Source organism: Clostridium mediterraneense, assembly GCF_900091705.1.
Lineage (GTDB): Bacteria > Bacillota > Clostridia > Clostridiales > Clostridiaceae > Sarcina > Sarcina mediterraneense.
Window position 1 is genome coordinate 1,672,357 of record NZ_LT594785.1, and the last position, 20,991, is coordinate 1,693,347.

At 25.6% G+C, this 20,991-nt stretch carries 16 protein-coding genes; 5 read left to right on the forward strand and 11 right to left on the reverse strand.

Features of this window, described 5'->3' with window-relative positions; genetic code table 11:
* The coding region (locus BN8917_RS10025; protein ID WP_141668675.1) for a glycosyltransferase family 2 protein at window positions 1-505 on the reverse strand (505 nt) is incomplete at its 3' end.
* Between the two features lie 184 nt (window positions 506-689).
* On the opposite strand from BN8917_RS10025, the gene BN8917_RS10030 reads away from it, so the two are divergent.
* Window positions 690-1,250: a beta-class carbonic anhydrase gene (locus tag BN8917_RS10030; protein ID WP_066874007.1), complete on the forward strand. Its 561-nt coding sequence runs from the start codon at window positions 690-692 to the stop codon at window positions 1,248-1,250.
* 45 nt (window positions 1,251-1,295) lie between these two features.
* On the opposite strand, the gene BN8917_RS10035 is transcribed toward BN8917_RS10030, so the two are convergent.
* Complete coding sequence (locus BN8917_RS10035) at window positions 1,296-2,402, reverse strand: phosphotransferase enzyme family protein (RefSeq protein ID WP_066874009.1); 1,107 nt, start codon at window positions 2,400-2,402, stop codon at window positions 1,296-1,298.
* Between the two features lie 322 nt (window positions 2,403-2,724).
* Complete coding sequence (locus tag BN8917_RS10040; RefSeq protein WP_066874011.1) at window positions 2,725-4,038, reverse strand: sodium-dependent transporter; 1,314 nt, start codon at window positions 4,036-4,038, stop codon at window positions 2,725-2,727.
* A 226-nt stretch (window positions 4,039-4,264) separates the two neighbouring features.
* Here BN8917_RS10040 and BN8917_RS10045 point away from each other — a divergent pair, with 226 nt between their 5' ends.
* Together BN8917_RS10045 and BN8917_RS10050 are read left to right on the forward strand one after the other, a co-directional pair.
* Window positions 4,265-6,058: an FUSC family protein gene (locus tag BN8917_RS10045; RefSeq protein ID WP_066874013.1), complete on the forward strand. Its 1,794-nt coding sequence runs from the start codon at window positions 4,265-4,267 to the stop codon at window positions 6,056-6,058.
* Between the two features lie 214 nt (window positions 6,059-6,272).
* The gene (locus tag BN8917_RS10050) at window positions 6,273-6,917 is read left to right on the forward strand and encodes a hypothetical protein (protein ID WP_066874015.1); all 645 of its coding nucleotides are present in this window, start codon (window positions 6,273-6,275) and stop codon (window positions 6,915-6,917) included.
* Window positions 6,918-6,989: 72 nt separating this feature from the next.
* On the opposite strand, the gene BN8917_RS10055 is transcribed toward BN8917_RS10050, so the two are convergent.
* Both BN8917_RS10055 and BN8917_RS10060 read right to left on the reverse strand, forming a co-directional pair.
* Complete coding sequence (locus BN8917_RS10055; RefSeq protein WP_066874017.1) at window positions 6,990-10,271, reverse strand: ligand-binding sensor domain-containing protein; 3,282 nt, start codon at window positions 10,269-10,271, stop codon at window positions 6,990-6,992.
* A gap of 182 nt (window positions 10,272-10,453) precedes the next feature.
* Window positions 10,454-11,275 carry a hypothetical protein gene (locus BN8917_RS10060; protein WP_066874019.1) on the reverse strand — a complete coding sequence of 274 codons (822 nt, stop codon included), beginning with the start codon at window positions 11,273-11,275 and terminating at the stop codon, window positions 10,454-10,456.
* Between the two features lie 346 nt (window positions 11,276-11,621).
* Here BN8917_RS10060 and BN8917_RS10065 point away from each other — a divergent pair, with 346 nt between their 5' ends.
* Both BN8917_RS10065 and traF read left to right on the forward strand, forming a co-directional pair.
* Entirely contained in the window at window positions 11,622-12,776 is a 1,155-nt protein-coding gene (locus BN8917_RS10065; protein ID WP_066874021.1) for a polysaccharide deacetylase family protein, read from the forward strand.
* 68 nt (window positions 12,777-12,844) lie between these two features.
* Window positions 12,845-13,195: a DUF6568 family protein gene (gene traF, locus BN8917_RS10070; RefSeq protein ID WP_066874023.1), complete on the forward strand. Its 351-nt coding sequence runs from the start codon at window positions 12,845-12,847 to the stop codon at window positions 13,193-13,195.
* Between the two features lie 93 nt (window positions 13,196-13,288).
* Here the strand turns inward: traF and BN8917_RS10075 are convergent, their stop codons facing one another.
* From BN8917_RS10075 to BN8917_RS10100, 6 genes are all read right to left on the reverse strand, one after another.
* Entirely contained in the window at window positions 13,289-15,247 is a 1,959-nt protein-coding gene (locus BN8917_RS10075) for an LTA synthase family protein (RefSeq protein ID WP_066874025.1), read from the reverse strand.
* Between the two features lie 93 nt (window positions 15,248-15,340).
* Complete coding sequence (locus tag BN8917_RS10080; protein ID WP_066874027.1) at window positions 15,341-16,441, reverse strand: DHHW family protein; 1,101 nt, start codon at window positions 16,439-16,441, stop codon at window positions 15,341-15,343.
* A gap of 8 nt (window positions 16,442-16,449) precedes the next feature.
* Complete coding sequence (locus BN8917_RS10085; RefSeq protein ID WP_066874029.1) at window positions 16,450-17,829, reverse strand: MBOAT family O-acyltransferase; 1,380 nt, start codon at window positions 17,827-17,829, stop codon at window positions 16,450-16,452.
* A 45-nt stretch (window positions 17,830-17,874) separates the two neighbouring features.
* Window positions 17,875-18,384, reverse strand: a complete 510-nt coding sequence (locus tag BN8917_RS10090) for a DUF4358 domain-containing protein (RefSeq protein ID WP_066874031.1) — start codon at window positions 18,382-18,384, stop codon at window positions 17,875-17,877.
* Window positions 18,385-18,438: 54 nt separating this feature from the next.
* Window positions 18,439-19,695 carry a DEAD/DEAH box helicase gene (locus BN8917_RS10095; protein ID WP_066874033.1) on the reverse strand — a complete coding sequence of 419 codons (1,257 nt, stop codon included), beginning with the start codon at window positions 19,693-19,695 and terminating at the stop codon, window positions 18,439-18,441.
* A gap of 118 nt (window positions 19,696-19,813) precedes the next feature.
* Window positions 19,814-20,956 (reverse strand): NAD(P)H-dependent oxidoreductase, encoded by a 1,143-nt coding sequence (locus BN8917_RS10100; protein ID WP_066874035.1) that lies wholly within the window; start codon window positions 20,954-20,956, stop codon window positions 19,814-19,816.
* Between the last annotated feature and the right edge of the window lie 35 nt (window positions 20,957-20,991).

Below are 20,991 nucleotides of genomic sequence, written 5' to 3' on the forward strand. Positions count from 1 at the left end.
ATATTAGAGCTGATGTCCAAAGCCTTAATTTATTTAATCTATAAGCTTCAAAAACATCCATTCCAGGAGATATTGTATTGAAAAATGTATATTCTTGTGGAGCATTTTCTCTAACAGTATAATCCTCATTTACTCTCTTATAATCATAAACTAAAATTTCAGGATTACTTCTTAGAACTTCCTTTTTGACCACCTCTACAAGTGTGCTTTCTATGTAATCATCAGAATCTAGGAATAATATATATTCTCCACTTGCTTTACCTATTCCTATATTTCTTGCGGCACTTTGTCCTCTATTTTCATCTTTATAAATAATATATTTTAAATCACTTTCTTCTAAATATTTCTTTGCTATTTCATAAGAATCATCAGTTGAGCCATCATCTATTATTATTAATTCTAAATCCTTATCTGTTTGATTTTTTACTGATTCAAGCATCTTAATAATAGTTTTACTAGCGTTATACATAGGTGTAATTATACTTAAAAATATTTCTTTCGCCATATTGTATAATCCCCTTTCGATTTTCTTTTACATAAAATTTATATTTCTATAATTGCATAAATTAATGATTTAGTAAAGTATTTTAATTAATTGATTAGCAAATCTAATTGTGGTATAATCTTAACAATTTAGTGTTGCGTTAGTATTACAATTTTTTTCCAAAGAAAAGGAGTGCGTATTTGTTATGAATACACTAGAAGAAATACTTGAGTTTAATGCTCATTTTGTTGAAAATAAAGAATATGAACCTTATATATCATCTAAGCTTCCAAATAAGCAAGCTGTTATAGTTTCTTGTATGGATACAAGACTTACTGAATTATTACCAAAGGCTTTAAATATAAAAAATGGAGATGCTAAAATAATTAAAAATGCAGGGGCTCATATAGTACATCCTTTTGGTAGTGCTTTAAGAAGTATAATAGTAGCTATCTATGAATTTGATGCTAAAGATATATTTATAGTTGCTCACCATGGTTGTGGAATGAGTGGAATAAATCCTGAAGAAACTCTAAAGAAAATGAATGAAAGAGGAATTTCAGAAGATACATTAAATACTGTTAAATACTCAGGAATAGATTTAACTAAATGGTTAAAGGGCTTCTCATCAGTTACTGATTCTGTTAAAGAAAGTGTTGCAACTGTTAAGCACCACCCATTAATACCTAAAGATGTAAGAGTACATGGTCTTATAATAGATCCAAAAACAGGTAAATTAGACGTTGTAGTAGATGGAAATCTATAAAAAAATAGGACTTATCTTCCCAAAACTAAGATAAGCCCTATTTTTTTATATATATTTTTTCACTATTTCATTCATTTTATCCATGCTATTTTCTATTTCTTTTGTTAACTTTAATTGATTTCTAGCTCTATCTAAATTATGGTTAACTCTATCTATTTTAAAATATAAATCTCCATCTATATAATCTGTTAAAAATCTCATTGCAAGCTCTAAAGTAATTAACTTTCCTGAAAAAGCTAAATTCTTAATTTCATTTTCAGTTAAAAGTTCTTTCATTTCTTCTAAATATCCTTTAGTAAATTGCTCAAATAGATTTATGTCAAATGATACTTTTGATAAATCTACTTCATCTTCAAGAGCTGTTGTTGTTCCTGATCTTACAGCATCACCAAAATCATATAAAGATAAGCCTGGCATAACTGTATCTAAATCAACTAAAGCTACTCCTTCACCTGTATTTATATCAATCATTATATTATTAAATTTAGTATCATTATGAGTAACTCTAAGAGGTAATTCATTTTTCTCTAGCATATCATTTAAAATACTCATTTCATTATGTCTATCCATAATAAAATCAATTTCTTCTTTAACATCCTTTACTCTTCCAGCCTTATCAAGTTTTACAGCTTCTAAGAAAGTTTCATATCTTTTAGCAGTATTATGAAAATCAGCTATAGTCTCATAAAGCTTTTCAGCCGGAAAATCATTTAATTGCTTTTGGAATTTACCTAATGCTTTACCTGTTGTATACATATGCTTTGGTTCTTCTACCATTTGATAAGTTTTTGCATTATCTATGAAATGAAAAGCCCTAAAACATTGTCCCTTTTCATCTTCATAAAAATTCTTTCCATCTATTGTTTGAATAACATTTAGCGTTTCTCTTAATGGATTTCCACCTTCTAATCTAACCTTCTCTGCTATATGTTTAGTTACTGCTGTTATATTCTCCATCAATCTTTCTGCATCACCAAATATGCCCAAATTAATTTTTTGAAGAACATATTTAATTATAGTCCCATCTTGTTTTTCAAAATCTAAAATATATGTATCATTTATATGTCCTGAAGGATTATTATTAGAATCTATAAACTTTCCTTCAAATTTAAATTTTGTTACAATTTTTTTAAAATTATATTTGTTATCCATTATTATAAACTTCCTCCTAAAAATACCTTTTAAACGTATACTATTTTAAATTCACTAATTTATTTTTATTTATTATAAACTATACATTTATCCACTTTTTATACTATTTTATTATATATTTCTATCAAATCTTATATATTTTTTATTCCTGACCTATATATAATATCACTTCATGGAATTTATTAAAAGAATATCCCAAATATTTAACTATATTTTGAAAATTTTAACATATATTTTTACTTTGTATAAAAACTTTATATAATATTATATTAAATAATTAAAAAAGGGTGTCTTAAAATAGACACCCTTAAAATTCAAATAATTATCCTATTCCCCCTAAAGCTATTCCAAGTATTATTATAATTCCAATAATCGGAATAAAAATATACTTCGCAAAATTATAAAACTTATCTCCTAGTTTAATTGTCGAACCTTGATTTACCTCATCCAAAACTTTCTTCTTACTCACAACATAATAAAATACTATCATAGTTATAAGTGCAGAAAGTGGTGATAACACTATGGTAATAAGATTTGTAAAATTATCAAAAGTATTCATATTTAAATTTAAAGGAATAGATAATAAAAACCCAATAATTCCAAGTAAAATAGCTGCTTTTTTTCTACTAATTTTTGTTTGAGACATAAGTGCTTCCGTTGGTCCTTCAAGCATTGCTATTGATGAACTTATTGCAGCTAAAAGAACACTAAAGAAAAATAAAATTGAAAGTATCTGAGAACCAGGAATAGTTGAAAATATACTAGGTATTGTTATAAATAATAGTGGAGGACCTGCAAGAGGATCTAGGCCACAAGCAAATACAGCTGGCATAATTACAAACGCTGATAATAATGCTGCTAGGGTATCAAAACAAACAGTACATATAGCAACCTTAGGTACATTCACATCTTTTTTAGTATAACTTCCATATGCAACTATACAACATCCAGTAATTGAAACACTAAAAAAAGCTTGTCCCAGAGCATTAATCCAAGTATTTACTTTGAAAAGATATGACCAATCAGGAACTAACAAGAATTTTACTCCTTCAATTGCTCCAGGTAAAGTAAGTGATCTAACAATAAGCAAACAAAGAATAACAAACATAACAGGCATAATTATAGTATTTATTTTTTCAATCCCCTTAACTACTCCAGTATAAACAATAATTAAAGTAATAATTATTGCTAAAGCATTCCAAAATATAGTTTGAGAACTTCCAGTAAAATTATTAAAATAGCTTACAAACTCTATTTCCTTAATTTTATCTGTTACTCCTATACTTAAATATTTTATTATCCATCCAAGCACTACGTTATAAAACATAAAGATTCCAAAGAGGACTATAACAGGAATAAATCCAACTAACTTCCCAAATCTAATATTTTTTTCTTTAAAAGCTTTTATTGTACTCTCAAGACTTCCACTTTGATATAATCTACCAAAAGAAATTTCTGATACAAGACCAACAGTTCCAAGAACTATAACAAAAAATAAATAAGGAATCAAAAAGACCGCCCCACCATTCTTTCCCATTCTATAAGGAAACATCCAAATATTGCCTAGTCCTATTGCTGCCCCAACACAGGATAAAATAAAGCCAATACTGCTTGAAAACTTCTCTCTTTTTTCCAAATTTATACCCCCTTAATTTTTTACTAAGATTTATATGTAATATTTTATTTATTAAAAATACTTCTATTAAAACCCTATATTTTATATGTTTATTAAATGATAATACTATATATTATAAAACTATTAATATATTAAAGTTTTTATTATTATTTTATTAAGTTTTAAAAGAATAAATATTGCAAATACTAAGTTTATCTTAAAAAATTAATTTAAAGGAAGTTCTAAAATGAAAAGAATAATAAAAATATTTGAAAATATAATAACTAAAACAAACTTAAATATTTCTTCTATGTTAAAATATGGTTCAATCGCTTCTTTTACTATGCTAATAATAGCTTTGTTTTTTGGTAAGTCAAATTTAATGCTTGCTTTCCCTATAGCTCTAACAGCAGTTGCACTATCACTTGAAAATATCCATGTTAAAACATTTAGTAAAACTTTATATCTAATATTATTTGATTGTACTTTAGTTATATTGTCTTATATAGCTACAAGAAATATATATCTTGGTATATTTATAAATTTTTCAGTAATATTTTTAATATCATATTTCTTAACCTTTAATTATAACCCTAAAATCTATAAACCTTTTTTAATGTTATTTATTTTTACAAGTTTTTCTCATGATAATTTATATGGCCTTTTAAATAAACTTGAAGCTACTATAATAGGAGTACTTTTAGTAATTATCTCCACTGTATTACTTAATATAAACCAAAAGAAAAAAGTTTTTATTGATTCTTTATCTCAAACTCTAATTTTATTTAATAAGCAATTTGAAAATTTATCAAATAAAAAATACGATGTATCTATTAATGAAAAAATTTCTAAAGAAATGAGAGCTCTTGCATATAGCGTTTATCAATCTAGATTTAAAAAATATCTTACTAGCAATAAAGGTCGCTATCAGCTAGAACTTTATCTTATATTAGAAAAATTTAATATTACCTTAGATGAATTTTGCTTAAATAAATCCACTCATAAAGATGAAAATAATTTAATTACTATGCCTTTTAATAAGACGGAAGAAAGATTTTTCATAGATTTATATAAAAATACAAATACATTTACTACTTCTCAAAATACCTCATATAACTTAAAAACTTTAATAAAAAATCTAGATAATATAATTCAAAATAATAAAAAGTATTCTAATGTTCAAAACTTATTAGAATTTATAGAAATACTAAATAGCTTAAGAAATACTTTAAATGGATTAAACTCACTTTCCGATATTGAAATAAATAAACCATATAGAAATTGGATGAGAAGTGATTTAGATACCTTAAAATCAATAACTAAAAGATCTACTTATAAAGGTTCTATAAGACTTAATTTTGCTTTAAGACTTTCCTTTTGTCTTACTATAACTCTATTTTTAGGACATATTTTTAGTTTATATAAAGTTATCTGGGTGACAATTACAATAATGTCTGTAATGCAGATTTACTATGAAGATACAATTAATAAAAGTAAAGAAAGGATAATTGGTAATCTTATAGGTATTTTTTCTTTTGCAATTATAATATTTTTAATAGATTCTGAAGTTGTAGCTATAATAACTTTAGTAATTTCCTTATACCTAACTTATGGATTCAAAGAATACTATAAGCTTTCTACATTTACAACACTTGCATCTATTTCAGCAGCATCTATAAGTACTGGTTTTGGCAGAATTGCACTATATAGAATTGGTCTTGTATTACTTGCAGTTATTATTATATTTCTTGCAAATAAATTTTTATTTCCTTCTAAAATAGAAGATGGTATAAAAATTCTATTATCTCAAATTCTTTATTTTGATGAAGTCTTTATCGAAGAATTATGTAAATATAATAAAACACCCAAGAAAAATATAAAATCTTATAATACAGCACATTCTTTACTTATTATATTGGCTTTAACTAATGAGAAGCTCTTTTTAAGAAATAGCAGTCTTAAAAATAAAAATATCAACTCTATAATAAGAGAGAATAATTCCATGGTAGTTAACTTAGCTTATTCTAAATTGATCAAGTAATTATATCTCTTAATTACTTTCTTTAATTTAATTTTATTGTCATATAAATTTATTGATATATAGATATTTAAGTGATATAATACTTACAAATATAGATAACTTAATATTATATTAATATAATCTATATTTTGTTAATAATTTACTAATGATAAAAAATCTAGGATATTAGATTTTAATATCCTAGGTTATAAATCACTTTTAGGAGGTTATGAGAATGGGATTTTTTGAAGATATAGCAGAAGATTTAATCGGTGGTGCTATTGAAGGTACAATCGAAGGAAAAATGATGCAAAGACAGTTAGATAGAAATGCAATGTATAATAATGATAGAATGATGCAAGATCGTATGATGCAAGATAGAATGTATGAAGATCGTATGATGCAAGATAGAATGATGCAAGAAAGACGTTATGAACAAGAACGTCTTGATCAAGAAAGAAGATATCAAGAAGAACGTATGGTTCAAGAGCAAATCATGATGCAAGAAAAGAAAATGGGACGTCCTTTAACTCTTGAAGAAAGACATATGGTTCAACAAAGACTTTATGATCAATTAAGAATGCAAAGACAAAGAGCTGACCAAGATAGAATGTATCAAGATAGAATGATGCAGGATCATATGATGCAAGATAGAATGATGCAAGACCGTTTAATGCAAGATAGAATGTACGAAGATCGTATGATGCAAAATAGAATGTATAATAGAGGAACTGGCTTTGGTGGCGGTGGTCTTGGAATGGGAGACATAATTGCTGCTAATGTTATCGGTGATGTTGTTGGAGATGTTGCTGGTGATTTAATAGGTGATATTTTTGAAGGAGATCGTGATCGTGATGATTATGATGACGGTTGGTTCTAATATATAAAATAATATAAATAAAAAAGGGATGTCCTAAATTGGACATCCTTTTTTTATACTAAAATCTATATATTATTTAAAATTTATTTTTACAGGAAGTTTTATAATAAACTCACTTCCCTCTCCTAGCTTACTAACTATTCTTATAGTTCCATTATGTAGCTCTACTAAATCTTTAACTAAATTAAGTCCTATGCCGCTACTGAAATGTTTGCTAGATACCCCTGTTTCTATTTGAGTAAATCTATCAAAAATTATACTTTGATATTCCTCTGAAATCCCAATGCCACTATCTTTAACTATAATCTCAACAGAATCATCTAAATCTTTTACTCCTACAAATATAGTTCCACCTTCTGTATTAAATTTTATAGCATTAGATACAAGATTAATAATACATCTCTCTATTTCAACCTTATCACATTCAATTATTTTTTCTTCTATATCTGGATCAATTATAAGTTCAAGTCCTGATTCTTCTATATATGTCTTCATAGATAAAGCAGTATCCTCTACTATGCTTACTATATCAAATTCATCAGTTTTTATTTTATAAGCTCCAGATTTTATTTTTGAACTATCTATAAGATCATTTATAACCTGAAGAAGAGTCTTAGAATTTGTCTTTATTATTTTCATATATTTATCTAAATTCTCTCTACTTATTCCCTTTTCTTCTTTATTCAATGAACTTATAAGATGTTCACTTGATAAAACTATATTTAAAGGTGTTCTTAATTCATGAGATAAATTAACTAAATAAGTATTTCTAAACTTCTCATATTTAAGGAGATCTTTATAAAGCTTCTCTTTTTCTTCATAAAGTTTTTGCTTTTCTTCTATAAGTGAATCTTTAGCTATAAGTTCAGAATGTAATTGAATAGTTTTTTGTTTAATTAAACTGTCTAATATCTTAACGTAATTAATAACAATTACTATAACTAATATAATTATTGTTATATATATAAATATTGCAGGAGTTGATAAATACCAAGGTTTTTCTATATTTATATTAAAGTATTTAACCTCGCTTAAAATCCCTCCCTTTAGTCTTGCTCTAACTTTAAAGGTATAATCGCCTGAAGGAATATTAGTATATATAGCTTGTTTATTAGTCCCTGAATATCTCCACTCATTATCAAATCCTTCTAAAGTATATTCATAAATTATACTATTAGAGTCTCTATAATCGGGTAAAACAAAATCTACAGTAAAACTATTCTCATTATATTTTAAATTAATCTTATCAGAATAAGTAATATTTTCATTATTATAAACACTAAAATTTTTTATGATTACTGGTAGTAAATTAACACTATTCTGATTCATCTGATTTGGCATAAATGAACTTATACCATTTACACCACCAAAAAACATCTCTCCACTTTTACTTTTAAATTCTGAAGTTACATTAAACTCATTACTTTGAAGCCCATCACCAAAAGTATAATTGTCAAACTCATTTTTTTTAGTATCAAATTTAGAAATTCCACCATTAGTACTAAACCATATATTATTCTTTTCATCTATAAGTATTCCATAAACATAGTTATTTACAAGACCTTGCTTTTCTTTATAAATTACTATTTCTCCAGTAACTTTATTTAACTTATTTATTCCATTACTAGTAGCAATCCAGATATCACCATTTAAGTCTTCTTTTATATTCATAACTAAGTTATCGCTAAGTGAATTCTTTTTTCCTAAATCATACTTATAATTTATTATCTTATTATTTTTTATATCTAATTTTACAACTCCACTATTCCAACCTACTGCTAACCAATAATCTCCAACTGAATCTTGGAATATCCTTCTTACAAATAATTCTTCTACACCTGAATTTAATATTAAATGATCTAAATTAATAAATGTCTCACTTTGTGGATCAAAAATATCTATTCCATGTCTTGTGCCTATCCAAATAAATCCTTTATCATCTATAAATACTTCTCTTACATCATCATTAACCAAAGAATTCTTTCCATTTATATGATTATAAACTTTAATATCTTTAGTTTCAGAATTAATTTTTACAAGTCCTGCTTGTGTTGCAACCCATATATACCCTTTATCATCTCCAGTAACCTGCCAAATAGTATTTGTAGGGATAGAATTTGGATCAGATTGATCATATTTAAAATGAGTATATTTACCTGTTTCTCTATTTAACATATTTAATCCATTTGCATTAGTTCCAATCCATAGATTTCTATTATTATCTTCATATATACCACTTATAGAACTGCCACTAAGAGTATTTAACTCTCCTGATTCCTTTTGATAATTTATAAATTTCTGTTCTGGATTAATAATACTTATACCATTATAAGTTCCTATCCACATAAGTCCTGACTTATCTCTAAATATATGTAGAACTAAATTATTAACTAAACTTTGAGAATTATACATCTTATTTACATATTCAACTACTTTATTTTCTTTTTTAGAATATCTTATTAAACCCTGAGTACTACCTATCCATATATTCTTTTCAAGGTCCTCATTAATAGATGTTATATGTAATTTATCTAATTCATTTAAATTTATACTCTCTATTCGTTTTTTTGAATTATTATAAAATTTAACTCCTTTTTTTATAGTACCAAACCAAATATTTTTTTGAGAATCCATAAATATATCTTTAATATATTCATCATCTAAAATATCTGAATTTTTAATACTAGTTTTTTTCAACATTCCTTCTTTTCTATCTACAATTCTTAACCCTTTAACAGTTCCTACTAATATATTTCCACCTTCATCTTCTATAATAGAAGTTATCCCTAATGTCTTGCTACTATCTCTTTTATCTTTATCATACATATATTTCTTAAACTGTTTTGTTTCATAATTGTATTCATTTAAACCGTCTTCTGTTCCAATCCAAATAGTTTCATTTGAATCTTTAAAAATTGACCAAATATTATGATTGGAAATTTTCAGATTATCACTTTTACCTGATTCTATTCTTTCTACTCCTAGTGTCTTTCTATCTATTTTATTAAGTCCACTACTAGTTCCCACCCAAAGATAACCATCTTTATCTTCTACTATTCCATTAACAAGCCCTGGCCATAAGGTCTGTTTATCACTTGGATCTCCCTTTAAAATCCTAAATTCCTCTCCATCATATCTATTCAGCCCATCATTTGTTGCAAACCACATATAGCCATCACTATCTTGGTATATATCCTCTACTGTACCTTGTGACAATCCATGATTAGTAGTAATATTATTAAAATTTAAATAAGCATTAATATTACTTGCTAATACTTTAATACTAGAAAAATTTATAGCTATAATTATTCCCCCAAATAATATAGCTATTTTTTTAAAAAAACTAAATTTCATACTTACTCCTTAAATAATTACTAATAAAGTAATTTTTTCACAATATGAAACTAATGTCAATCTTTGTATTAAAATATAATAAATTGTAAAACTTCTTTAAACTCTATAAATTTAATTGTCTAGCTAATTTTTTTATATTAAATAATTATATGTACTAAAAAAATTAACATATCTTATATATCTTAATCTATTAAAAGCTTCTCAATAGATTTAGATTCTAATTGAGGAATATCCTTTTGTAATATTTTAATATCATTAATTAAATCATTTTTATTATAGAATATTGACTCTTGTAAAGTTTTATTTAGCCTATTTCCCATAGGTTTCATTGATACATATGTAAGTGTACCTGATATAACACCACCAAGTAATGGAACAACTTTTCCCATACTCTTAGCTACTGTATCTTTTGTAAGTTTAAGACCTATAACAGAAGATATACTTGTTATAACTGGTACCAATATAGTATTTAATAAACTCTTTCCTGGAAATATTTTGAATATATCATCTGAAAATCTTGAGCTTATCATTCTAACTGCTGAAGCTGAACCTCCAACTCCAAACATTACTCCTAAGAATAATATAAGCTCATTCTTTACTCTTGCATCATCTATATCATTTCCATTCCATAAATCTTCAAAGCCATATAAATAAGCTAATTCTTGTGCAAGTCTTAAAGTTACTGCAAAAAATTGAGCACTGTCTGCTGGAACTGTTGCTAGCATAGCTAATCCTCCTGGTAACCCTGCTGCAAATGATGCACTAGATGTTTGATTAGTTCTTTTGCTTATAAGATCTTTAGCTATTTTATCTAAGGTACTTGCGTCAATCCCTGCCTTAATAGGATTTTCTTTTATAATCATAGACATCTGCTCTGGATTATCTATATCTTTTAAAAAAGTTTTATATAAAAAATCATCTCTATTTACTTTAACTCCTGGTAGTTTTAAAACATTTACTAATAAAGTTTCAAACTTTTTACTCGCTTCTTTATTTATCTTCATTTTAATCATCCTTTGTTAAACTTTTAAATAATTATATCATAAGTAACTTAACTTATTTAAAAATACCTTTTAACTCTTAATGAAATTTAAGGAAGCTTATTATTTCTAATAAAAGAATATTTTTAAATACTTTCTTAACCACTATAAATCTTTCTAACTCCTCCAATATTATTGTTACTAAAATTATACATTTATATATTTTTAGTAATTTTTTCTCAATATTTTTTAAATATTTATTCCATTTATTTGTTACATAATTCATATTTATAAACAATATAATTAATTTAAATTAACAAATAAGAATGACTCGCATTTAGATATTTATTTTTAAACGAAGGAGATAATCATGAGCATTTTAAGATTTAACAAAAGAAAAAAAGGTAAAGTAAGTCCCGCACTTGCATGGACTGTAGGAATCATAGTTATTGCAGGAATAGGATTTGGAGCATATTACGGATTACATAAAAAAGATACAAAACCATCTACTACACAAGTATTAAAAAGTAATACAGAAAAACCAGCTACTGATAGTTCTTCAAACACTACACAAGATGATGGAAATAAAGTTACACCAGCTGTTCTTGCAAAAATGAAAGCTGGATTTAATGATGGAGCTTTAGGTAATATATCACCAATACCAAGTTGGTATAATCCTAGTGAAATAGTTCCTGGAGAAAATTTAATTAAATCTGCATTAAGTTATGCAGTTCCTGCTAATGAAATAGCTGATATGGTTGCAGGTAATTCAAACATAAAACAAAAAGAAGTGTTTCTAACATTTGATGATGGTCCAAGTATACAAAATACACAAGATATATTAAATATCTTAAAAGAATATGGCGTTCACGCTACATTCTGTTTAATAGGTGACCATATGCAAAATAATCCTCAAGTTCAAAATCTAGTTAGAGAAGAAATTATGGACGGAAATGCTATTGGTGACCATACTTATACTCATGTACTTTCACAATTATATCCCAACAATAAAATAGATGTTAATGAATTTATGAAGCAAATTAATGAATGTGAAGATATGGAACAAGCAATTTTAGGACCTAACTTTGATACTAAAGTTGTAAGACTTCCAGGTGGATATATGTCAAGAGTTCACTATAATGATCCTAATTTACCTGCATTTAATGCAGCTCTAGATAAAGGTCATTTCACAGCTATTGACTGGACAGCTGATTCAGGTGTTGCTGCAACAACAAAACAAATTTCACCTGCTCAAATGCTTTATCACTGTACTCTTGGATATGAAGAAATGCCTCAAGATGTAATTTTAATGCATGATGCTGGTGCAAAACGTGATACAGTAGAAGGTCTACCAGATGTAATTAAATTCTTTAAAGAACATGGCTATAAATTTATGGTTATAAAAAATGCACCTGCTAACTCATTTAATGATTTACCTCTAAATGATGTAAAAACAGATTCTAATCAAGGACAATCTCAAGCAGTCTTAGATGCTACAAAAAAAGCTGATACTAAAACTGCATAATGAATAATAAATTTGATGTTGTAATCTTGTTTTGATATAATAATCAAAAAAACTAGGAGGAATCAAAGATGTTTGAACAAAATAACTACGAAGAAAATATAAAGTTATTTAAAAAAGTACTTTCTACTGAAGCAAATGAATTATTATCTAATGAAGAATTAGCTGTTGTTTATATTGGTAGATCAACATGTCCATACTGTCGTAAGTTTTCTAAAACTTTAAGTGGATTAGCTAATAAAATTGCTACACCTATTTATTATGTAGAGAGTGATAATTTTTCTGATGAAGGAATTAGCTCATTTAGAGAACAATATAACATCGTAACTGTACCTGGACTTATTATCAGTAAAAATGGAAAAATAGAAGTTCGTTGTGACTCTTCAACTTCAGAAGAAGAAATATTAGATATGTTAAAATAATAAATAATTAAAGGGACTATATTAAAGTAGAATAAAAATCCTCTTTATATATAGTCCCTCTTTTATTAAATAAGTTTTTAAATTTAACTTATATTATTTTTTAATTTTATTACTTTCACTTAATATCTTATTATTCATTCCTTTTTGAATAACACTATACTCTCCACTTACCATTTTTGCATTTGTAGATAATTTATTTGAATTATGAACAGTAGTTTCATATTCCTTACCATTTATATAAATCTTACTTGATTCAGTAAAATAATCTCCTTCAAAAATTATTTTATCACCCTCACTATAAATATTTTTTATATTTATATCATTTATTCCAAGCTTTAAATCTGTACTTTTATAATTTGATTTTAAATAATTTTCTCCATAAAGTTGATCATACTGAAGGTTTTGAAATTTTTCTAGATAGTCCTTATCATCTTTATAAATCCTATGAAAATTTGGAACTATTCCTGAATTTATAGATGCTAAATCTAATAACTTTGTTGAAATTTCATAAGATTCTAAAGGCATATACTCTATCTTGCCTATATCATAATTACTCCAAACAAAATATTCTGTTGTATATTTTTCTGCTTCATTTATAAGTAGATTTCTACTAAAGACATCAATTGCAGGTAGATGGTCACTATAAAATAATACTAAAGTTTCTTCCTCTATAGAGCTTAGATACTTAATAAGCTCTTTAACATAATTATCTACACCATTTAATCTATTTAGGAAATAATCAAATTCATCTTTCTGTACTTTAGTCATTGTATTATTTTCTCTTATATATTCTTTTTGTCCTTCTTTAGGTGAATATGGCCCATGACTTTCAACAGCTACATTAAAAATAAATTGTGGCTCTTCCTTTTCTACAAGTTGTGAAACAACCTTTAAATTATTAATGTCCTTAGGGTAACCACCATTATAACCAAGTCCAGTCATATATTCCTTAGAAATAAAATTATCAAATCCATAATTTGAATATACAATATCTCTATGATAAAAATTACCTACATAATTATGTATAAAACTTGCTTCATATCCTTCATTTCTAAGAATATGCCCTAAACTTTCAACTGGCTTCATTTTCAATATACTATTATTAGGAACTTCCCCTGCTCCTAAAAAATCCATATTATATCCTGTAAGAACTTCAAACTCTGTTCTTACAGTACCTGCTCCATAAGTTGGCACTTTTAAACTAGCCCCATTATTACTTTTTTTCATTTCACTAATAAAAGGGATCGGATTTTCTATAAGATCGATATTTGAAAGTTTATTTACATCTATAAATGACTCTAATTGAATTAAAATTATATTTTGTGGCTTATTTTTATTACTAACTAAAACTTCTGTACTCCCCTTATTTAAATCATCTATATAGGCTTTACTATAACTTTTAGGCTTGTCTATTTTCAAAGAATTAAAAGAATCTATAAATGAAAATAAAAAACCATTCTCTTTATATGAATATGTAAGATTCCATAACTGCTTATTTATAAGATTATTTTTATTATTATAATTATAAACTGCCAGCAGCCCACCAATAGCTATAATAGATATAATTAATTTAGGATACCAATGAAATATTCTCTTACTTTTTTCTTTTATAAGTAAAAATATATACCCAGCAATAAAAGTTACTATTCCAAGTATTATAGCTATTAAAAATCCTTTACTGAAATATTTAAATATCATATCTATCCCATATTTTACTGAATAAATATCTGCTCCTGTAAAAGGAACACCTCTTTTATCATTTAATAATTTTGCTGCTATAGTTAAACATCCTAGAAGTAAAATAGGTAATATAGTTGCAGCTATAACTTTATTAAATAAAATCATAGGAATCATTATAATAAGTATTATTGCATAATTTAATAAGAATAAACTAAATCTCTTTTCTACAAATAATTTAAAACTCTCTAGGTCTTCTCTAGTTAATATCTCCATTAAGAAAGTTAATATAAGGGATACCACAAGCCATATAGCTATAAGTAAAACTTTTTTCATATGTTTTTGCTCTATAAGTTTATCAGCAAAATTTTTCATAGGTCCTCCATTTTACATTAATTTCCTTAATTTTAACATTATAATACCGATATCAAATAAATTATTTATGAAATATTTGTAAATGTTTATTTGTTATAATTTTATTTTTACTATGCTAACATCTTTATTTAAACTTTGTAAGCTATATAAAATCAAAGTTCTATCAAAATCATTCTCTTCTATATAATCACTAATACTATAATTATAATGTCTTAAATCAATAACATGAGTTTCTTCATAATGATTTGCTATAAAAGGTAATATAGTATTTGCAAAGGAATCTTTAAAAACTAAAAGTTTTTTTCCTTTTACTCTTTTATCTGAATTTTTAATTATAGTTTTATTATTATTTCCATTTAAAAAAAGCTCATATTTATCTCTTTTATAGATACTTTCCTTATTATATATACCTTTATAAGTTTTATCCTCTATAGTCATTGATAAATTATTCATATCATAATAAATAATAGTATCTGATTTTGCATTATAAAGCTTAGATTTTGAATAATATGTTCCATAAAAATCTTTCACTTCATTTTTTCTTAAAATATTAATATCAACATTTTCTAAGTTATTCTTTATACAATACTCTTTATAAGCTAAATATGCTCCATGACTTGTCCAATGATGGTCAGTTTTGTAATATATTTCTTCATTTTTATTTTCTAATAAAATATCTGTTACTTTTACTATATTAGCCCTATTTATATAACTCTCTATTTTATTTATAATATCTAACTCATCTATCAAGTCTACTCCCTTTGGAAGATAATCTTTTAATATACTAGCTGAATAAGGTGCTAACATTATATCTACATTATTATTCTTATTAACAAATTCGCTTATAGCCAAAATATTTTTATTTAAAATCTTAGAGTCTATTTTATTAAATTTATCAAACATATAATTATATTTTCCATAAATCACACCATTATTTTCTTTCTTCATTAAAATATCTTCACTTATAGACTTTATATCTATAAATTTATCTCTAGCTAAAAATTGATCATTTATATACTCCTCATACGCCTTAAAATATTCTCCTGAAAAAATAGACTCCTTATTTATTTTAGGTTTCCTTTTTAGATACCTATTTTCAATTTCAGAAAAAATTTTATTATCATTTAAAATATCTATAATGGATACAGTAGCTATAAACAAGAAAAATACATATACTAAAGCTTTTTTCTTCATATATCCCCCTAAAATCTAAAATATAAAAATGGATTATAACTTAAATCTACTAAATAAGCTATTGAAACAATAAATAATATCATTAAGATAAAAATATCTAAATAACTTTTATTTTTAATATACTTGTTGTAAATATTATTTACATATGGAGTACTAAATAATATAGCTATAACTATTATCATAAAGTAATTACTTAAATAATAAATAGAAGATACTCCCCCTTGAATATAGAATAATTTAAATAAATATATCTTTATCATCTTAAAATTTGATATTCCAAAGAAAACAAAGCTAATTAATATAGCTATAATCAAATAAATATGTGATAATAATTTATTCTTCTCTAATAATTTATTTAAAATAATCTTTTCAATACCTATTAATAAAAAGAAATATAAGCCCCATAAAATAAAATTATAACTTGCTCCATGCCAAAAACCTGTTAAAAACCATACTATAAATAAATTTAAAAATAATCTTAAAACACCTTTTCTATTTCCTCCAAGAGGAATATATACATATTCTTTAAAGAAATCTCCTAAAGTCTTATGCCATCTCCTCCAAAACTCTGAAACACTTCTTGATATAAAAGGATAATCAAAATTCTTAGGAAAAGTAAACCCAAACATTGCACCAAGACCTCTTGCCATTAATGAATATCCACTAAAATCAAAATATATCTGTATGGTGAAAGCTAAAATACCAAGCCATGCAAGGCTTGTACTTATATTTTCATACCCTATACTTTTAATATCCTCCCAAAGCAGACCTACATTATTAGCTATTAAAACTTTTCTTGAAAGTCCTAAAATAAAAAGTCTTATACCTTCTTCAATTTTTGAAAAGCTTAAATTCTTAACTTTAATTTCATTCTTAATATCTTTATATTTAACTATAGGTCCTGCTATAAGTTGAGGAAATAATACTACAAAGCTTGCAAAATTAATTATATTTCTTTCTGCTTTAATTTTTTGCCTGTAAACATCTATACTATAAGACATTGTTTGAAAAGTATAAAAACTTATTCCAAGTGGAAGGCTAAGATTTAAATTTCTTATATCTGATGAAAAAATATAATTAATATTATCTATAAAAAAATTAGAATATTTAAAAAATACCAAAATTCCTAGATTAAAAAATATAGATATCCCTAGAAATACCTTTATGCTTAATTTATTGCTCCTATATTTCTCTATTAAAATACCAATAGTATAATCAATAACTATAGAAGCTATAATTACTATAAAATATTTAGCTTCACCCCAAAAGTAAAAAGATAAACTTAAAAGAAATAAAATAAAATTCTTAAATCTATTTGGAGTAATATAGTATAAAGCAAGAGAAAGAGGTAAAAATCTAAATATAAATAAAATACTACTAAATACCACTTTTTATTTCCTTTCCAAAAAAGACACCCTACTTGGGTGCCTTTTTTATTTAAAGCTAGAATTAAATATCTCTACTGCTTTATCAGAATTTGTACCTTCTGAATCTAATTCACCTTGAAGAATAAATATTCCTAAATAATTACCATGTGTAACTACTTTAGCCTCTTTTAAAGCATCTTGTAAAATAGGTGTATATGCTTGATCTTTTTTTGCATCAATAATCTTTTGCATATCAGATTTCAATTCATCTATTTTACCATTCTTAGCCTTAAAAATACCTAATACATCTATTCCTGGCATAATCATAGCCTGCTTCATTGAATATTCTTCTATATTATCAGTATTAACTCCATAAATTTCTTTAAGTTCTTCCTTTGTAACTTCTCCTGGTTTAACCATTCCAAGTTCTTGTTCTATTTTAGATGCTAAATCACTAGTATTTATATTTGTAACTTCTTGTACATTAATATTTTCCTTTTGTTTTGCTTCACCACAACTAACTAAAGTTCCCCCAATTAATATAGCTGTTAAAATACTTACAAATATTCTTTTCATAATATCCCCCTAAAAATACAACTTCAAATAACTCAAATAAATTATATTACCTGACTATCTAGTTCTCAAGTTAACTTTCTTTGAATTCTTCTTTGTCTTTTTAGTTGATTTTTTATTGGGGTTTCTTGTTGAATTTGATAATTTTGTTTTCTTCTTTGTATAAGGCTTTTTAATTATCTTATCAACTATTTCTCCATCATAAATATATTTCTTTTCTATTTCTATACCAAAATTCTTTTCATATCTTTCTATTAAATACTCTTCTCTTTTATCTACTATTGAGTATGCATATCCATGCTCTCCAGCTCTACCAACTCTTCCTGCTCTATGTAAATAATTCTTAGAATCTTCTGGAATATCTAAATTAATAATATGAGTTAATCCCTTTATATCAAGTCCTCTAGCAGCAACATCTGAAGCTATAAGCACTTGCACCTTTCCATTTCTAAAAGCTTCTAAAGCATTTTTTCTACTTTCCTTACTATTCTCACCATGTAATGCTTCAACTTTTATTTTATGATATCTAAGCTTTTCTAAAGTTATCTTTAAATCATAATTTCTATTTACAAAAACTAAAGCCTTTTTAGTCTTTGAAGCATGAATTAATTTTCTTAAAGTATCATCCTTATCTCTTGAATCAACTACAAAATAAGCATGTTCAATATCTTCATTAACTTTATTACTTTCTTCAACTTGTAAAAGCTCATAATCTTCTATTATTTTATTTGCAACATTTATAGTTTCTTCAGTAAGAGTTGCTGAGAATAATAATTTTTGAACATCTCTTTGCATTGTCTTTCTAATAGAATTTACCTCTTCTATGCTCTTAAAATGTAAAAGTTTATCTCCCTCATCCATTACAAACATTTTAATTGTATGAGCTGTAATTTTCTTTTTAGTTATAAGTTCTAAAATTCTACCACTTGAACCAACTATTATATGTGGCTTATTTTTAAGCTTTTCCATTTGTCTTTTTATATTCCCACTACCAACTAAAGTAGTTGATGTTATATCTCTATCAAGTTCTTTATTAATATCTGCAATTGTATTATTAATTTGAACTGCAAGCTCATGAGTTGGAGCAAGTATTATTACTTGATTTTCTCTTTTACTTGTATCTATTCTTTCTATAATTGGAATAAGATATGCTAATGTTTTCCCTGTTCCGGTTTCAGATCTAGCCATTATATTTTTACCTTCTAAAGCTAAAGGAATTGCTATCTCTTGTATTTTTGTAGCTTTAGTTATTCCTTGTTTCTCTAAAGCTTTCACTAAATCATCATTTAAACTAAGTTCATTAAAATCCTTCATCACTATCTCCTTATATAAACACTTCTAATAAAGTTTTATTTCCATAAAAAAAGCTTACTAAGAAAAACTTAGTAAGCTCTTTTATTAATTGTATCATAATTAATGATATTATTATATATTATTTCAATAGAGTTTTTATAAAATATGGTACATCTTCACACGCTTCAGCTATTGCAGTTTCTTTTTCATATTCTGTATAACCTGTTCCATCAACTAAAAGTTCCATAAACTTAGATATTCCCATAAATTTAAATAAATCTTTTAAATATGTTGCACTATGATCTAATTTTGGCTTAAATATTAAAGGTAATTCTCCTCCACAAGATTGTACAAATACCATCTTTCTTACCTTATCACCTAAAAGACCTTGAACTTCATTTTCATTTATCTTAACAGTTCTTTCATTACAAACAATACAATCTATATATTGTTTTAAAGGTGCTGGGAATAACATATTCCACATTGGAGCAGCTATAACATATATATCAGCTGATCTAAATTGATCTACAAGCTCATTAATTCTATCAATATCCTTTCTATCTTCTAAACTTAAGGCTTCATATGCTTCTCCTGAAGCAAGTGTATCTCTCTTACTAAAGAATTCTGCTCTTAAAAGAGGTATATAATCTTCATATAAATCTATTTCTTCAACTATAAGTTCTCCAGAACTTGAATTATTATTTTGGCTTATATTATCACTAAACTGTGGAGTGAAACCTGAATTATTAGAACTTCCATTATTACTATTTTGACTAGATTTATTTTCATTATTAGAATTACTATCTGATGTGTTCTTCTTTTCATCATTCTTACTAGCAATTTCCTCAAATTTATCTTTAACACTAGCTATATATTCATTACTTTGCTTCATAGAATGTTTAGACATATCAGAAGCAACTTCTTTTACCATATCTTTAACACTTGTCATTCCCTCTTGCATATCATCTTTTAAATCTTTCATATTGTTCTTCATATTGTCTTTTAAATCTTTCATGCTGTCCTTCATATTGTCTTTCATTTCATTGAAATTATCTTTCATCTCATTGACATTATCTTTTACTCCGTTCATTAAATCATCTTTAATATCCATAGTTTGCTTAAATGCTGAATTTTCATTACTACTAGCATATTGTTTATTAGAACTCTTTTGCATTTCTTTTGAATTTCTAACTAGCTCATCTATAAGCTTTCTAGCAACTCTTTTACTTGCTGAATCAGCTTCCTTTTTAGAATTTACAGAAATATATAATACCTTTTTCATAAAAAAATAACCCTCCTTAGAAAACATTATGTTCT

Coding starts and splice junctions, on each gene's coding strand:
- BN8917_RS10030 (WP_066874007.1), top strand. CDS start 690: ATGAATACACTAGAAGAAATACTTGAGTTTAATGCTCATTTTGTTGAA.
- BN8917_RS10035 (WP_066874009.1), bottom strand. CDS start 2,402: ATGGATAACAAATATAATTTTAAAAAAATTGTAACAAAATTTAAATTT.
- BN8917_RS10045 (WP_066874013.1), top strand. CDS start 4,265: ATGAAAAGAATAATAAAAATATTTGAAAATATAATAACTAAAACAAAC.
- BN8917_RS10050 (WP_066874015.1), top strand. CDS start 6,273: ATGGGATTTTTTGAAGATATAGCAGAAGATTTAATCGGTGGTGCTATT.
- BN8917_RS10055 (WP_066874017.1), bottom strand. CDS start 10,271: ATGAAATTTAGTTTTTTTAAAAAAATAGCTATATTATTTGGGGGAATA.
- BN8917_RS10060 (WP_066874019.1), bottom strand. CDS start 11,275: ATGAAGATAAATAAAGAAGCGAGTAAAAAGTTTGAAACTTTATTAGTA.
- BN8917_RS10065 (WP_066874021.1), top strand. CDS start 11,622: ATGAGCATTTTAAGATTTAACAAAAGAAAAAAAGGTAAAGTAAGTCCC.
- traF (WP_066874023.1), top strand. CDS start 12,845: ATGTTTGAACAAAATAACTACGAAGAAAATATAAAGTTATTTAAAAAA.
- BN8917_RS10075 (WP_066874025.1), bottom strand. CDS start 15,247: ATGAAAAATTTTGCTGATAAACTTATAGAGCAAAAACATATGAAAAAA.
- BN8917_RS10080 (WP_066874027.1), bottom strand. CDS start 16,441: ATGAAGAAAAAAGCTTTAGTATATGTATTTTTCTTGTTTATAGCTACT.
- BN8917_RS10090 (WP_066874031.1), bottom strand. CDS start 18,384: ATGAAAAGAATATTTGTAAGTATTTTAACAGCTATATTAATTGGGGGA.
- BN8917_RS10095 (WP_066874033.1), bottom strand. CDS start 19,695: ATGAAGGATTTTAATGAACTTAGTTTAAATGATGATTTAGTGAAAGCT.
- BN8917_RS10100 (WP_066874035.1), bottom strand. CDS start 20,956: ATGAAAAAGGTATTATATATTTCTGTAAATTCTAAAAAGGAAGCTGAT.